General features: G+C 69.5%; 12 protein-coding genes. 5 read left to right on the forward strand and 7 right to left on the reverse strand.

Annotation, left to right across the window (positions count from 1 at the left end; translation table 11 throughout):
• Position 1 precedes the first annotated feature (1 nt).
• The 7 genes from ACLFA2_RS05595 to ACLFA2_RS05625 all read right to left on the reverse strand — a co-directional run bounded on the left by ACLFA2_RS05595 (position 2) and on the right by ACLFA2_RS05625 (position 9,741).
• The gene (locus ACLFA2_RS05595; RefSeq protein WP_426622177.1) at positions 2 to 1,459 is read right to left on the reverse strand and encodes a cation acetate symporter; all 1,458 of its coding nucleotides are present in this window, start codon (positions 1,457 to 1,459) and stop codon (positions 2 to 4) included.
• On the reverse strand, positions 1,456 to 1,830 hold the full coding sequence (locus ACLFA2_RS05600; protein ID WP_021198463.1) for a hypothetical protein: 375 nt from the start codon (positions 1,828 to 1,830) through the stop codon (positions 1,456 to 1,458). Before ACLFA2_RS05600 ends, ACLFA2_RS05595 begins: the two co-directional genes overlap by 4 nt.
• Complete coding sequence (locus tag ACLFA2_RS05605) at positions 1,827 to 2,564, reverse strand: LytTR family DNA-binding domain-containing protein (RefSeq protein WP_347124713.1); 738 nt, start codon at positions 2,562 to 2,564, stop codon at positions 1,827 to 1,829. Before ACLFA2_RS05605 ends, ACLFA2_RS05600 begins: the two co-directional genes overlap by 4 nt.
• 5 nt (positions 2,565 to 2,569) lie before the next feature.
• A complete protein-coding gene (locus ACLFA2_RS05610) occupies positions 2,570 to 3,751 on the reverse strand; it encodes a sensor histidine kinase (RefSeq protein ID WP_426622178.1) in 1,182 nt (393 codons plus the stop codon).
• 31 nt (positions 3,752 to 3,782) lie between these two features.
• The gene (locus tag ACLFA2_RS05615; protein WP_292768070.1) at positions 3,783 to 4,028 is read right to left on the reverse strand and encodes a YbdD/YjiX family protein; all 246 of its coding nucleotides are present in this window, start codon (positions 4,026 to 4,028) and stop codon (positions 3,783 to 3,785) included.
• 16 nt (positions 4,029 to 4,044) lie between these two features.
• The gene (locus ACLFA2_RS05620; RefSeq protein ID WP_021198459.1) at positions 4,045 to 6,330 is read right to left on the reverse strand and encodes a carbon starvation CstA family protein; all 2,286 of its coding nucleotides are present in this window, start codon (positions 6,328 to 6,330) and stop codon (positions 4,045 to 4,047) included.
• 192 nt (positions 6,331 to 6,522) lie between these two features.
• On the reverse strand, positions 6,523 to 9,741 hold the full coding sequence (locus ACLFA2_RS05625) for a S8 family serine peptidase (protein ID WP_426622179.1): 3,219 nt from the start codon (positions 9,739 to 9,741) through the stop codon (positions 6,523 to 6,525).
• A 167-nt stretch (positions 9,742 to 9,908) separates the two neighbouring features.
• Here ACLFA2_RS05625 and ACLFA2_RS05630 point away from each other — a divergent pair, with 167 nt between their 5' ends.
• From ACLFA2_RS05630 to ACLFA2_RS05650, 5 genes are all read left to right on the forward strand, one after another.
• The gene (locus ACLFA2_RS05630) at positions 9,909 to 10,454 is read left to right on the forward strand and encodes an ECF transporter S component (RefSeq protein WP_021198457.1); all 546 of its coding nucleotides are present in this window, start codon (positions 9,909 to 9,911) and stop codon (positions 10,452 to 10,454) included.
• Between the two features lie 77 nt (positions 10,455 to 10,531).
• A complete protein-coding gene (locus tag ACLFA2_RS05635; RefSeq protein WP_426622180.1) occupies positions 10,532 to 12,223 on the forward strand; it encodes an ABC transporter ATP-binding protein in 1,692 nt (563 codons plus the stop codon).
• Entirely contained in the window at positions 12,220 to 13,038 is an 819-nt protein-coding gene (locus tag ACLFA2_RS05640) for an energy-coupling factor transporter transmembrane component T family protein (protein WP_426622181.1), read from the forward strand. Before ACLFA2_RS05635 ends, ACLFA2_RS05640 begins: the two co-directional genes overlap by 4 nt.
• A gap of 10 nt (positions 13,039 to 13,048) precedes the next feature.
• The gene (locus ACLFA2_RS05645) at positions 13,049 to 13,924 is read left to right on the forward strand and encodes a siderophore-interacting protein (RefSeq protein WP_426622182.1); all 876 of its coding nucleotides are present in this window, start codon (positions 13,049 to 13,051) and stop codon (positions 13,922 to 13,924) included.
• Positions 13,921 to 14,523 (forward strand): ECF transporter S component, encoded by a 603-nt coding sequence (locus ACLFA2_RS05650; RefSeq protein WP_426622183.1) that lies wholly within the window; start codon positions 13,921 to 13,923, stop codon positions 14,521 to 14,523. Before ACLFA2_RS05645 ends, ACLFA2_RS05650 begins: the two co-directional genes overlap by 4 nt.
• Positions 14,524 to 14,592: the final 69 nt, after the last annotated feature.

Consider the following 14,592-nt stretch of genomic DNA (forward strand, 5'->3'; position numbering starts at 1 on the left):
CTCAGCCGCGCTCGGGCGTGTGCACACGAGCGAGGAAGCGCTCCGTGCGCGGCGACGGTCCCCGCGGATCGAGGAGCGACACCACGACCGTCACGGCCGTGGCGAGCGGGATCGTCCAGGCGGCGGGCTGCGCGAGGTAGGGCGCGGCCACTCCGACTCCCCCGACCGCCGCGTGCACCAGCAGCGCGAGTCCGGCGGCGATCCCGCCCGACAGCATCCCGGCGACCGCGCCACGGGCGGTGAGTCCTCGCCACCAGACTCCCAACAGCACGACCGGCGACAGCGTCGACGCCGCCACCACGAACACCACGCCGACGCTCGACCCGAGGCCGGCCGGTGCCGTGAGCAGCGCCACCACGAGCGGCACCAGCGCACAGAGCACGGCCGACAGCCGGAACGACCGCACCGAACCGGAGAACACGTCCTGACTGATCACGCCGGCGAGCGACACCACGAGGCCGGCCGATGTCGCCAGGAACGCCGCGAACGCCCCCGCGACGATCAGCGCGGTCAGCAGTTCGCCGAACGCTCCGGGGAACACGCGCGACGGCAACAGCAGCACCACCGTGTCGGCGACACCGGGAACCGCGAGGTCGGGAGCGGCGATGCGCGCCAGCAGCCCCATCGTGCTCGACACCGCATAGAACGCGCTCACCATGCCGATCACGATGACGGTGGTCCGCCGCGCCGACACCCCGGTCGGACTCGTGTAGAACCGCACCAGCACGTGCGGGAGCCCCATCGTCCCCAACAGCAGTGCGAGCAACAGGGATGCCGTCTCGTAGGCGTCGAAACCCGAGGGCCCGGCTTCGACGGGAAAGACCAGCGCGGGATCGACGTCGTGCGGACCGCCGCTGAGGGCGAACGCGATGAACACCACCGGCACCAGGAGCGCCATGAGCTTGAGCCAGTACTGGAACGCCTGCACATAGGTGATGGCCCGCATGCCGCCCGCGGCGACCGCCGCCGCCACGAGCACCGCGACGGTCACGGCCCCCACCCATTCCGGAAGGCCGGCCACGACGAGGAGCGTCAGCCCCGCTCCGTGCAGCTGCGGCACGATGTAGAGCCAGCCGATCACCAGCACCGCGATGCTGGTCACGCGCCGGGCCGACGTCGACTCCAGCCGCGCCTCGATGAAGTCCGGGATCGTGTAGGCGCCGCTGCGCCGGAGCGGCGCCGCCACGAACGCGAGCACCAGCAGGTAGCCGGCCGCATAGCCGATCGGGAACCAGAAGCCGCGGGCACCGTCGAGCAGCACGAGACCCGACAGTCCGAGGAAAGTGCCGGCCGAGAGGTACTCGCCGCTGATCGCCGACGCGTTCCACACCGGCCGCACGGTGCGCGAGGCGACGAAGAAGTCTCCCGTCGTGCGCGAGATGCGCAGTCCGTAGACCCCGATCAGCAGGGTCGCGACGATGACGAGCGCGACGCCGATGAGGTCGAGCACCGCGTTCATTCGCGATCACGGAGCGCCCGGTATCGGCGCTCGTTGCGGGCGGCCGTGCGCACGTAGAGCACCGCGAACACGAGGATGATCGGATAGAACGCGTAGGCCTGCAGCAGCCACGACAGCGGCAGGCCCCAGACCACGACCTGTCCGACCTCGGGGACGAGAGCGATCGTCAGGGTCAGCGCGATGACCACGACGACGAACCCCGCGACGGTCCCGAGCGCGAGCCGGAGCTGACTGCGCATCAGGGCGCGCGCATACACGGCATCCGCCTCGTCGACGGGCGAGCCGGGGAGCGCGATGCCGCGGGTGAAGGTGGTCGGCCTCCGATCGGGCAGATCGGCCGTCACACGAACCCGCTTCGGCTTCTCGGTCATCCTGCCCCCTCTCCGCGCAGCAGCGCGTCGCGCACCGCGGGTACCAGTCGCCGGCTGACCGGGAGAGAGGTCGCACCGATCGACACGGTGGGCTCCGGCCCCGACAGCCGCGCCTCGGTCACGGCGGCGATGCGCACGAGCGAAGAGCGGTGGATGCGGAGGAACCCGGCATCCGCCCATCGCGCCTCCAGCTCCGAGATCGGGATGCGCACCAGATGACCCGTCCCATCTCCGGTGTGCAGTCGGGAGTAGTCCCCCTGCGCCCGCACCCAGCGCACGTCGCTGCGTTTCACGAACCGCACGACCGAGCCGACCGTGACCGGCAGCATCTCGTCGTCGCCCGATGCCGCGGCGTCTCCGAGCTCGACCACCCGGTCGACCGCCCGCCGCAGACGCTCGAGGCGCACGGGCTTGAGCAGATAGTCGGCGGCACGCAGCTCGAACGCCTCCACCGCCTTCGCCTCGTCGGCGGTGACAAACACGACCGCCGGAGGTTCGGCGAGGGTCAGCAGCGCCCGCGCGAGCTCCATCCCGGTCAGGCCCGGCATGTGGATGTCGAGGAAGGCGATCCGCACCGCCCGTTCCGACAGCAGCCGCAGCGCCTCCGCCCCCGACGTCGCCGTGAGGATCTCACCGACCCGGGTGTCGGTACGCAGCAGATGGACGAGCTCGTCGAGGGCGGGTCTCTCGTCATCCGCGACGAGGACGTCGATCGAGGGCGCGCTGTTCGTCATGATCGTCAGTCGGCGTCCGGGTCGTGCTGCGGCTGAGATTTCGGGACCCGCATGCGCACCAGGGTACCGGCGCCGGTGTTCGTCTCGACCACCAGCCCTCCGTCCGCACCGTAGAGCTGGCGGAGCCGGGTGTCGACGTTGCGAAGCCCCACGTGCACACCGTCGTCACCGGCCGTCAGCGTGGTCCGCAAGGCTTCCGGATCCATGCCGACGCCATCGTCCTCGACCGTGATCTCGGTGTGGGTGCCGTCGTCGCGCGAGGCGATGCGGATCTCTCCCCCGCCCTCACCCGGCTCGAGCCCGTGGCGGACCGCGTTCTCGACCAGGGGCTGCACCGAGAGGAACGGGATGACGGTCGCCAGCGTCTCCGGGGCGATCTGCAGGGTCACGCGGAGCCGATCACCGAAGCGGGCGCGCTCCAGTTCCAGATAGGAGTGGATGCTGCCGAGCTCCTCGGCGACCGTCGTGAACTCCCCCTGACGGCGGAACGAGTAGCGCGTGAAATCGGCGAACTCGAGCACCAGCTCCCTGGCCCGCGCGGGGTCGGTGAGGATGAACGAGGCGATCGCCGTGAGGGCGTTGTAGATGAAGTGCGGGGAGATCTGCGCCCGCAGCGAGCGCAGCTCCGCCTCGGCCAGCTGCGTCCGCTGCGCATCGAGTCCGCCGAGTTCGACCTGGGCCGCGCACCAGTCGGCGACTTCTTCCGCCGCCCGCACGAGCGCGGCTCTGACCGGTGCCGCGAAGGCCACGACGACGCCCACCACGCGGCCGTCGACGAGGATCGGAGCCCCGACCGCCTCCAGGTCGTCCTCCCTGCCCTGCGCCGGGAACACCTGCCTCCGCCCCGAGGCCCCGACCTGGGCGGCGATGCGGCGGGCCGCGGATTCGAGTCCATCGGACGGACCGTCGAACGACACCGTGCCTTCCGCGCTCACGATCGCGACCGCCGCGCTGCCGAGCAGCACTCGCAGGTGACGCGCGGCTTTGACCACATCGGGATCCGAGAGTCCGGCGCGCAGATGCGGCGCCGCCAGGCTCGCCTGATGCAGTGCGGTGAGGGCGGCCTGTTCGGCGTCGCTTCCGAGGTCGGCGGCCCCGCGCGCGAGTCGGCGTGCAAGCAGGAGGAGCACCGAGAGGACGATGCCGCCGAGCACGCCGAGGATCGCTGCGAGAACGACGTCGGTCATGGTCCCAGCCTAGGCACCGGCGTGGCTGCGCTCAGCAGCAGCGGGCACCGGGGTTGCGATCCTGGTCGTCCATCCGCTGCCGCCAGAACTGCCGTTCGGTCAGCGGCTCCTCCTCCGGATGCTGCCGACGCTGATGGGCGACGTAGGTCGCATAGGCGGTGTCGCCCATCAGGGTCGTCATGTACCACCGGATGCCGCGACCAGCCCGCGCCACGGCACTGAGCAGCGTCCGCAGGAGGGAGGTCGCGGCATCCGTCCGACTCATGGTGTCGGCCATCTCAGGGGGATCGACATCAGTGGGTCGACGCCTTGCGCTCGTCGGCGAGGATCGGCTCCCACTGCTTCTCGAGCTCACGTTCTTCGGCGCTCGGCAGGAATCCGGCCGGGGCGAAGCGGCGCGAGGCCACGGGCGGCTCCTCGGTGTTCTCGCCGCCGCCGTTGCGGATGGCCCTGATCGTGACGATCACAGCGGTCACCATCACGATGATCGCCAGGGTCACGAAGATGATCGACAGCGTGCCCTGCACGGCGGTGTTGCGGATGACCGCGTCGAGCACCTGCGGCTCGCCGAGTGAGGTGTCTCCGCTGTCGCGGGCCGCGACGTAGCGGAAGTGGTTCGCCCAGTAGCCGATGGCCGGCACCGGAGAGGCGATCTTGTAGAGCGACGCCGTGATGGTCACGACCGCGGTGAACGCCAGCGGCAGGGCGATGATCCACAACCACTTGAAGTAGCTGCGGCCGCGCTTGGCGACGATGGCCAGCACCACGGCGAGCGCGATCGCGGCGAGCAGCTGGTTGGCGATGCCGAACAGCGGGAAGAAGGTGTTGATGCCTCCGAGCGGGTCGGTGACACCGAGGATGAGGATCGCGCCCCATCCGGCCACCATGATCGCCGTGCAGATCCAGACGCCGGGGCGCCACGAGACGTCGCGGAACTTGGGGAACCAGGCGCCGATCGAGTCCTGCAGCATGAAGCGGGCGACGCGTGTACCGGCATCCACTGCGGTGAGGATGAACAGCGCCTCGAACATGATCGCGAAGTGGTACCAGAACGCCATGAGCGCCTGGCCACCGAGAGCCTGCTGCATGATGTGCGCGAGACCGAGCGCGAGAGTGGGTGCGCCACCGGTGCGGGACACGATCGACTCCTCGCCGACCGCGGCCGCCGTGCCGGTGAGCATCTCGGGTGTGAGGTTCACCCCCGTCAGCCCCAGCGAGTTCACGAAGGCGACGGCCCCTTCGACCGTGCCGCCTGTCGCCGCCGTCGGTGCGTTCATCGCGAAGTAGATGCCCTGGTCGATCGAGATCGCGGCGACGAGGGCCATGATCGCGACGAACGACTCCATGAGCATGCCGCCGTAGCCGATGAAGCGCGTCTGGCGCTCCTTCTCGATGAGCTTCGGTGTGGTGCCCGAGGCGATCAGCGCATGGAACCCGGAGAGCGCCCCGCACGCGATCGTCACGAACAGGAAGGGGAAGAGCGGACCGGCGAACACCGGGCCCATGCCGTTCTCGCCGAAGATGCTGACCGCGGGGACCGTGATCTCGGGGCGCACCAGCACGATGGCTCCGGCGAGCATGACGATCACACCGATCTTCATGAAGGTCGACAGATAGTCGCGCGGGGCGAGCAGCAGCCAGACCGGGAGCACGGCGGCGATGAAGCCGTAGACGATGATGCCCCAGGCGATGGTGGTGCGGTCGAGGTGGAAGATCGCCTGACCCCACTCGGTGCCGGCGACCCAGCCGCCGCCGATGATCGCCGCCATCAGCAGGGCGAAGCCGATGATCGAGACCTCGGTGACCTTGCCGGGGCGGAGATAACGCAGGTACACGCCCATGAAGAGGGCGATCGGGATGGTCATGGCGACCGAGAAGACGCCCCACGGGCTCTCGCCGAGCGCGTTGACGACGACGAGGGCGAGGATGGCGACGATGATCAGCATGATCAGCAGCGATGCGATGATCGCCGCGGTGCCGCCGATCTTGCCGAGCTCCTGGCGGGCCATCTGACCGATCGTGCGGCCGCCGCGGCGCATCGAGAAGAAGAGCACCGTGTAGTCCTGCACGGCGCCGGCGAGCACGACGCCGACGATGATCCAGATCGTGCCGGGCAGGTACCCCATCTGCGCGGCGAGCACGGGTCCGACGAGCGGGCCGGCGCCGGCGATCGCGGCGAAGTGGTGACCGTAGAGCACACGGCGGTCGGTGGGGACGTAGTCCTTGCCGTCCTGCTTGACCTCGGCGGGAGTCGCCCTGCGGTCATCGGGCCGGGTGATGTACTTCTCGATCACCTTGGAGTAGAACCGGTAGCCGATCAGGTACGTGCAGACCGCCGCGAACACGAACCAGATCGCGTTGACGGTCTCGCCGCGCACGATCGCGAGCATGGTCCAGGCGACGGCACCCAGCAGGGCGATCGCGGCCCACAGGATGATCTTCGGCAGGGTCCAGCGGTTCGCCTTCTCGTGATGCTCTTCGGTGAGGGCGACGGAGGGGAGTTTCGGATCGGTGACGATCACGGGCTCGTCGTCGACGAGTCCGGCGCCGTCGCGGCGGCGCGACGAAGGTGCGGTCATGGGGGTCTCCTCGGGGTACGCGACGTTGCGTTCCCCCACGTTAGGAAGACGACGCCGTCGGAGAGGACCGAGGGAGCAGGTGCTGCGACGAGCGGCGCCGTTCACGCGGTGAACGGATGCGCCCGCGCAACACGACAGCACGGCACCCCGTGGCCCTTCGACCACGAGGTGCCGTGCTGTCGTGCTTCCGTATTACTCCCGCTTCTCCCCTCGCGGTGCGGGAGTCGCCGGCGCCGACGTCTGCGGTGCGGGAGTCGCCGGTGCGGTCGTCTCCGGAGCCGGGGTCTCCGGCGCGGGAGTCTCGGGCGCCGGAGTCTCGGGTACCGGAGTCTCGGGCGCCGGGGTCTCCGGAGCCTTCGCCTGCGGCACGTCGACCGTCAGCACGGTGCGGACATCCGACTCGCCGTACTGCACGACCCCGAGGTAGCGGGTGCCGGCGGCCAGGCCGGTCCAGCTGAGGTCGTACGACGTCTGCGTGCCGCGGACCGCGGCGAGCGGGTTCGGCGTGGCGGTCAGGTCTCCCTCGCCGTCGGGCAGCACGTTGGCGTAGGTCATGTCCCACGTCATCGGGCCCGTCGTCGAGTAGATGTTGGCCACCACGAGGTACGTACCCGCCGTCGGCGACGGGATCGTGACCTGCTCATCCGCCGAGCCGGTCGCCGAGCGCCAGCGCTGGTAGTACTGCAGGTCGTCCGGGCCCACCACGCGGTACACGGTGAGGTCGAGATCGCTGCCCTTGTCATCGGACGAGTCGAGGTCGAACCGCGAGAGCGTCGTACCCTCCGGCACGTTCACGATCCACGACACGTCCTTGTTCGCATCACCCGACTTCTCGTCACCCGAGTGACCCTCGACCGGGTTGTCCGCATCGGCGAGCAGCTCGAACGGAGTCAGACCCGAGAGTCCGAGCGCCAGATCTCCGGTGAGACCGGGGGTGATGTCCACCGACGTACTGCCCTCGACACCACTGCCCGTGACCTCGGCCGGAGCATCGGCCGTGACCGGGAACAGCGCGATCGGAGAGCGCACCGAGTTCTTCGTACTCGTCCAGGTCAGCGAACCCGTGGCCCACTGCTCCACCGGAGCGCTCGCGTTGTCGAACGTGACCGTGAAGGTCTTCGTCTGACCGGGGCGATCGAACTTCAGCTGCTGCGGCGTGACCTTGATGTTCACTCCCGGCACGGAGGCCTTGGCGGTGAACGTGCCCTTCTCGGTCGAGGTGACCGTGCGGGTGACGGTCTGCGCGCTGGTCAGCGAGCCGATCGAGATCGACGCCTGGTTCAGATCGCTGCCGTCGATGGGATCGATGCCGGGGAAGTCCGACAACCCCTTCCCGTCGAGGAACGCCGCCCAGTCCTTCACGCCGTTGAGGTAGAGCAGACCCGGGTTCAGGTACCGCTTCGGATCGACCTGACCCGCACCCTGCTCGAACGGGTTCGTGTTCTTCGATCCGTCGGGCAGCACCGTGTCGTAGGCGGTGGTCATCATCGCCGACTTGATCTCGGCGGGCGTCGCCTTCGGGCGCTCACCGAGGTACAGGGCCGCGAGACCCGCGACGTGCGGCGAGGCCATGGACGTGCCGGAGAGGATGCCGAAGGTCGGCTTCTCGCCCGGAGCGTTCTCGGTCGCCGCGAGGATCGCGACGCCGGGAGCCGCGATGTCCGGCTTCATCACGTCGCTGCCGTCTGCCAGCATCGGTCCGCGGCTCGAGAAGCCTGCGATCTGCGGCGTCGGGGTGGTGACGCCCGTGGTGTTCTCCCCGACGAGCGTGATCGGACGATCCACGCCGCCCTGCACGTACGCGAGCACCGCGGCTCGGTGCACCGCGTTCAGGTGCACGGTCGGCACCGAGTGGAAGTCGTTGTCGAGCGAGTCGGCGCCACCGGGCACGTTCACGAGGACCATGCCCATGCCCCCGGCATCCTTCACGACCTGCGACTTCTCGGCGCGGGCGTTGCCGCCACGGTCGCAGACCACGATGTGTCCGGCGACCTTGGCCGGATCGAGGGTGCCGGGCAGGCAGAGCTGCGGATCCTTCGCTCCTGCTGCGGAGGCATCGACGGCGGCGATGGACGGGCCGGTGACCCTCTGACCGAACGGCACGCTCACCGAGGCTCCGGCCTGCGCGAACCCGTCGAACTGCACGGTGCCCTCCCAGGTCGGGATGGTCGAGGCGGCGACGGTCGTGTACCAGGGCGATGCGTGGTCGGCCGTGACCGGGGCGGGGCCGTCGTTGCCGGCGCTGGTCGCGACGAAGACGCCGGCAGCTGCGGCGTTGAAGAATGCGAGGTCCTCCGGGGCCATCACAGTGCTGGCGGCGCCGCCGCCGATGGAGTAGTTGATCACGTCGACGCCGTCGGCGACAGCCTGATCGATCGCGGCGATGAGGTCGCTCTGTGCGCAGATGTCATCGTCCTTGGTCGACGTGTCGGGGCCGACGTAGCAGGCCTTGTAGGCCGAGATCTTCGCGGCCGGTGCGACTCCCGAGACCGTCCCGAAATCGACGTTCTCGATGCTGGCCTTGACCTTGAAGTTGCCCGCGGCAGTGCTCGCGGTGTGCGAGCCGTGGCCGTCGCCGTCACGCGGCGAGAGGTAGTCGTACTGGAAGTCGAACCCGGCGGCCTCGGCTCCGGCGTAGAAGTACTGTCCGCCGATGAGCTTCGAGGAGTAGTCGCTCTTGTCCCAGTCCTGGCCCTCGACCATCGCGGCCTGGAACTGGCCGCCGTCGGACTTGTCGAAGTAGACGTAGGTGCCGTCGGTGTAGGGCTGACCACCCTTGTTGCGAGTGTTCTGCTGCTTCTGCTTCTTGATCTTCTTGCCCTCGAAGGAGGGGTGCTCGGGGGCGATGCCGGTGTCGATCACACCGACGACGACGCCTTCTCCGGCCTTCTCGACTCCTCCGGTCTGCTGCCACACGCCGCCGCGGCCCTTGCGGTCGTCGCCGAGACCGAGGTAGTCGGTCGAGGTCTGCGCATCGGGGTGGCGGATCTCGTCGGGGTAGACACCGAGCACGTCCTTCGAGGCACGGAGCGCATCGACCTGTTCGCCGCTGAGGTCGGCGCTGAACCCGTTCAGCACCACCTGATACGTCGTGTCGGGGGTCACGCCGATGTCGCTGACGAGGTCGGTCTGCTCGGTCTGGAGGTGCTCGACGTAGCGCTGCGAATCCTGCGACTGCGTCTCGAGCTGCTCGCCTTCCGCGGGCTTGGTGGCTTTCAGTCCCTTCACGTCGCCCTCATAGGTGGCGAGCGGATCCGACTTCATCACGACGATGTAATGTCCGGGGGTTCCTGCGACGGGGACGGGGTGCGTCACCTCCTCCGTCGCGGCGTAGCCGGTGGTTGCTGTCGATGCGATGAACAGCGTGGCCAGGGTGGCGGCCGCTGCCATCCGGAGGGGTGTTCGACCCATGTGGTGCTCCCGATGATCACGGTGCAACCGCGTTGCTGCACCGCGGCCAACATAGTCCCGCCCTCAGCGATCGACGCGAGATCTGGTCGATCGACCAGTCGGCATTCGCCGATCGACCAGGGTTATCCACGGCCGCCCTCCCGATAGGTCGACAGTAAGCTGGAGAGGTGGCCCGTACCTCCGTCCTGTCGACCCGAGTACTGCTCGTCTGCGCGGCGATCGGAGTCGCGACGGGCATCCTCGCGGGCATCGCCGGATGGGTGACGCCGGTGCTGCTGGCGAGCCCCCTGCTGTTCCTCTACGGCCTGGTGCTCGGCTCGCACGTGCTGCCGGGCATCATCGCGCAGGAGGTGCTGCGCCTTCCGCTCGTCGCGCTGATCACTCATGTGTTCGCCGCGCTGATCGCGAGCGCCTTCAACCCGGCGTGGGCGCTGCGCTTCATCGGCACCGCGTTGCTGTTCGGCCTGATCCAGGAGGGGGTGGCCGCCCTCACCCGCTATCGCTCCTGGGGGCCGTGGCGGTTCTTCATCTCGGCGGCGATCATCGGGATGTTCGTGGCCGTCGTGGTGTTCTTCGCCGCCCACCTCGCGGTCATGCCGCTGTGGGCGCAGATCCTCTACCTCGCGATCTCGGTGCTCGGACCGATCGCGTGGACCGCGGTCGGCCTCGCGATCGGCTCCGCGCTCAGTCGCGCGGGCGTCGCCCGTCGATAGGCGCTCGACCCGCATGGAGAATCAGGTAAGGCTCAGCTAAGTTAGAAGCGTACGATCCGCCGACCCGGGACTTCGCCGTGCGCCCATCCGCGCCCCTGCTCCGCGTGCGTGACCTCTCCCTCACCCACGCCGATGCGGCGCACCCCTCGCCGCGCGACGTGACGTTCGACATCGATGCCGGAGAGGTCGTGCTCCTGCTCGGTCCCTCCGGTTCCGGCAAGTCGACGCTCACCCTCGCGCTCAACGGACTGATCCCCCACGCCCTCCCCGCGACGCTGGTCGGCACCGTCGAAGCCGGGGGCATCGACACTGCCAGCGCGCAGACGGCCACGCTGAGCACACACGTCGCGATGGTCTTCCAGGATCCCGATGCGCAGATCGTCACCGGCAGCGTCTACGACGAGGTCGCGTTCGGCCCCGAGAACCTGCGGCTTCCGCTCGACGTGGTCGAAAGTCGCGTCGAGGAGGCACTGCGTCGGGTCGGACTCTGGGAACGGCGCGACGAGAACCCCGACCACCTCTCCGGCGGCGGAAGGCAGCGACTCGCGATCGCCGGAGCCCTGGCGATGGGCTCTCCGCTCATCGTGCTCGACGAGCCGACGGCGAACCTCGATCCCCAGGGCATCGACGACGTGTACGCCGCCCTCTCGGAGGTCGTCGCGACCGGCGACCGCGCGATCCTGCTCGTGGAGCACAACCTCGACGCGGCGATGGCTTTCGTCACGCGCGCGATCGTGCTCGACGGCGACGGCCGGGTCGCCTTCGACGGGCCGGCGGCCGAAGTCATCCGCGACCACGCGGATGAGCTGGTCCGGATGGGAGTGTGGCTTCCCGCTGTCACCCTGGCGGCACTCCGCCTTCGGGAACGGGGATTCTCGCTCGCCCCCCTGCCGCTGTCGCCGCAGGAGCTCGCCGCAGCGCTCGATCGTGAGGACGTCTCGCCCTCCACCCCTCGGCGCGCAGCCGACGAGATCTCTCCACCCTCCGGCGAGGCGACGGCACGTGTCGATCCGATCATCCGCGCTCGCGGGCTGACCGTGCGCCGACGCCGCACCGAGATCCTGCACGGGATCGATCTCGATCTCGAACCGGGCAGCCTCACGGCGATCGTCGGTGCGAACGGCGCGGGCAAGACGACGCTGATCCAGGCGCTCGCAGGGGTCGTGCCACCGCCTCGTGGCCAGGTGCGGGTCGACGGGATCGATCCGGGCACCGCATCGCCGCGCGACCTCGCCGCCCGCATCGGGTTCGTCTTCCAGAATCCCGAGCACCAGTTCATCGCCCCCACGGTGTTCGACGAGCTGGCCCACGGACTGCGGCTGCGGCACGTATCGGATGACGAGATCTCGACCAGGGTCGGCGAGATGCTGGCCCGCTTCGGCCTCGAGCACAAGGCGGGCGTGCATCCGTTCCTGCTCTCCGGCGGCGAGAAGCGAAGACTGTCGGTGGGGACGGCCCTGATCACCCGCCCGCGGGTGCTGGCGCTCGACGAGCCCACGTTCGGCCAGGATCGCGCCAGAGCCGCCGAGCTGCTCGACCTGCTGCAGAGCCTGCGCGCTGAAGGCACGACCATCGTGATCGTCACGCACGACCTCCAGCTCGTGGCCGAGCACACCAGCCACGTCGTGGTCCTGGCGGCCGGCCGGGTGCAGGCGGTCGGCCCCACCGCCACCCTGCTGCAGGACGAGCGGCTGTTCGCCGACGCGGGGCTGCGCCTGCCCCCGCTGCAGCGCGTGCTGGCCTCGGCCGGGCTCGGGGCGACCGCGTGACCACGACGACCTTCGATCCGTACGCACGTATCACGGCGACGTCGCGGCGGCAGTTCCTGCATGCGTTGAATCCGCTCGCGAAGGTCGCCGGGTTCGCGCCGGCGATGGTCCTGCTCGTGTTCGTGCGCGACCTGACGACGCCCGCCGCTTTCCTGATTCTCGCCTACGCGCTGATCCTGGTCGGGGCGCGTCTCACGGTTCGGCTCCTCGCTCTCCTGCTGCTCGGTCTCCCGGCCGGCATGCTCCTGGTGGGCATCGGGTTCTCCGTATGGGTCGACACCGGACTCGTCGCGGGCAGTTCCCCCGTCTTGCGGATCGGCGACTGGACCCTCTACAGCGGAGCGCTCCTGATCGGCTTCGCGACGGCGCTGCGGCTCGGATCGATCGTCGCTCTCGCGCTCGTCGGCGGGCTCACGACCAGTGGGCCCGACCTCGTGCGCGCCAGTGTGCAGCAGCTGCGGGTGCCGTACCGGATCGGCTACACGGCACTGGCAGCGTTCCGGTTCGTGCCGCGGTTCGGGCATGAGCTCGCCGTGATCCGGGCGGCCCACCGGGTGCGCGGTTACCACGGCGGACGCGGACCGTTCGCCCGCATCGCCCGCGGGTGGGGCTACATCGTGCCGCTCCTCGCCGGCGCGATCCGTCACGCCGAGCGAGTGGCGCTGGCGATGGACTCGCGCGCGTTCGGTGCGCATCCCACCCGCACCGAGCGGCACCTCGTCCCGTTCCGCACACGCGACACCGTCTTCACCATCGCGACCCTGCTGGCATCCGCGGCCATCTTCGTCGCCTTCTTCCCCTGGCAGCTTCCCTGAAAGGCACCCGATGGCATTCAGCAAGATGGTCAAGCCCGAGACGACCGAGCTCATCCACCTGGTGGTGCTGCGTACGGAACGCCTGTCGTCGCACTGGATCAGGGTGACGCTCGGCGGCGGCGAGATCGAGAAGTTCCGCCCGATGGGGTTCGACCAGTGGTTCCGGCTGTTCCTGCCCATCGGCGGCGACGCGGGCCTCGACCGGGTGCCGGCGAAGGCCAACAAGATGTTCGGCTACCTGAAGTTCCTGCGCATCCCCGACGGCGAACGTCCGGTGATGCGCAACTACAGCGTGCGGGCATATCGATCGGCCACGGCTGACGCCGGCGCCGAGATCGACGTGGATTTCGTGCTGCACGGCTCGGCGGCCGACGGAACGGCCGGCCCGGCGTCTCGGTGGGCCGAGGCCTGCCGGCCGGGCGAGCACGTGCTGATCATCGACGAGGGCCTCACCTTCAATCCGCAGCGCGGAACGGATCGTGTCGTGCTGGTCGGCGATGAGACCGCCCTGCCCGCGATCTCCTCGATCTGCGCCTCGCTGCCGGTCGACGCCGTCGGCACCGCGATCGTCGAGACGCCGAGCGAAGAGGATGCTCTGGAGTTCGCCCGTCCCGCCGGCATCGAGGTGGTGTGGATCGTGCGCCCGCACGATGTCGCCCCCGGCTCCCTCGCGCTGGAGACGCTCGGCCGCACCGCGCTGCCGGAGGCCCCGTTCCATGCGTACGCGGCGGGTGAGCAGGCGCTCGCATCGGGTGCCCGCAAACACCTCGTCGGCGAGCGCGGGGTGGACAAGAACGCCGTGAGCTTCTGCGGATACTGGAAGATCGGTGCGGCCTCCCCGGCGTCGAAGGCCGCCCGCGAAGCTGCCGCGGAGCCCCTGGCGTGAGCGCGGATGCCGCGGGCCGGACGCCCCGCACCGGCGGACGGTTCCGCTTCCCTACCGCCATCCTGCTGACCTGCGCGGCACTCGGCGTCGCCGGAGCGGTGCTGCTCGCACCGATGAACTGGTTCTCGACCGTGCTGACCGGGCCGCTCCCGTTCGTGGGCATGGCGCTCGCCGGTCTCTGGCTGCTGCCGTCGGTGATCGCGCTGCGGCTGCTGCGTCGCCCACTCGTCGGCCTGCTCGTTGCCCTGATCGCCGGCCTCGTCATGGTGCCGTTCTCCGGGTATGGTTTCCGCACCGTGCTGACCAATCTCTGGTGGGCGGCATTCACGGAGCTGCCGTTCCTCTTCGTGCTCTGGCGCTACTGGGGCACGTGGATGCACTATCTCGGTGCGGTCACGGTCGGCATCGTGTACCCGATCTCCGCGTGGGCATGGTTCGATCTCGGGTCGATGTCGTTCTTCGCCCAGATCGCGTTCTTTGTCGTGACCATCGCGAGCTGCGTGGGCGGCACGGCCCTCGGCATTCTGGTCGCCGATCGTCTGCGCAGAGCCGGAGTCGGTGCGACCGGTGGCGACGGGGCCGGAGTCCGCAGGGCCTGAGTCCGCAGGCATCGCTGAGCCTCGAGAGCACAGGCGCCGACGTCACGCATCGACGTCATCAGGCACCGC

Source organism: Microbacterium sp. As-52, assembly GCF_049949185.1.
GTDB lineage: Bacteria > Actinomycetota > Actinomycetes > Actinomycetales > Microbacteriaceae > Microbacterium > Microbacterium maritypicum_A.

What these genes read in the sequence shown, in the direction of transcription:
- ACLFA2_RS05620 (WP_021198459.1), bottom strand. Translation starts at nt 6,330, where the DNA reads ATGACCGCACCTTCGTCGCGCCGCCGCGACGGCGCCGGACTCGTCGAC.
- ACLFA2_RS05605 (WP_347124713.1), bottom strand. Translation starts at nt 2,564, where the DNA reads ATGACGAACAGCGCGCCCTCGATCGACGTCCTCGTCGCGGATGACGAG.
- ACLFA2_RS05600 (WP_021198463.1), bottom strand. Translation starts at nt 1,830, where the DNA reads ATGACCGAGAAGCCGAAGCGGGTTCGTGTGACGGCCGATCTGCCCGAT.
- ACLFA2_RS05625 (WP_426622179.1), bottom strand. Translation starts at nt 9,741, where the DNA reads ATGGGTCGAACACCCCTCCGGATGGCAGCGGCCGCCACCCTGGCCACG.
- ACLFA2_RS05645 (WP_426622182.1), top strand. Translation starts at nt 13,049, where the DNA reads ATGGCATTCAGCAAGATGGTCAAGCCCGAGACGACCGAGCTCATCCAC.
- ACLFA2_RS05610 (WP_426622178.1), bottom strand. Translation starts at nt 3,751, where the DNA reads ATGACCGACGTCGTTCTCGCAGCGATCCTCGGCGTGCTCGGCGGCATC.
- ACLFA2_RS05615 (WP_292768070.1), bottom strand. Translation starts at nt 4,028, where the DNA reads ATGGCCGACACCATGAGTCGGACGGATGCCGCGACCTCCCTCCTGCGG.
- ACLFA2_RS05595 (WP_426622177.1), bottom strand. Translation starts at nt 1,459, where the DNA reads ATGAACGCGGTGCTCGACCTCATCGGCGTCGCGCTCGTCATCGTCGCG.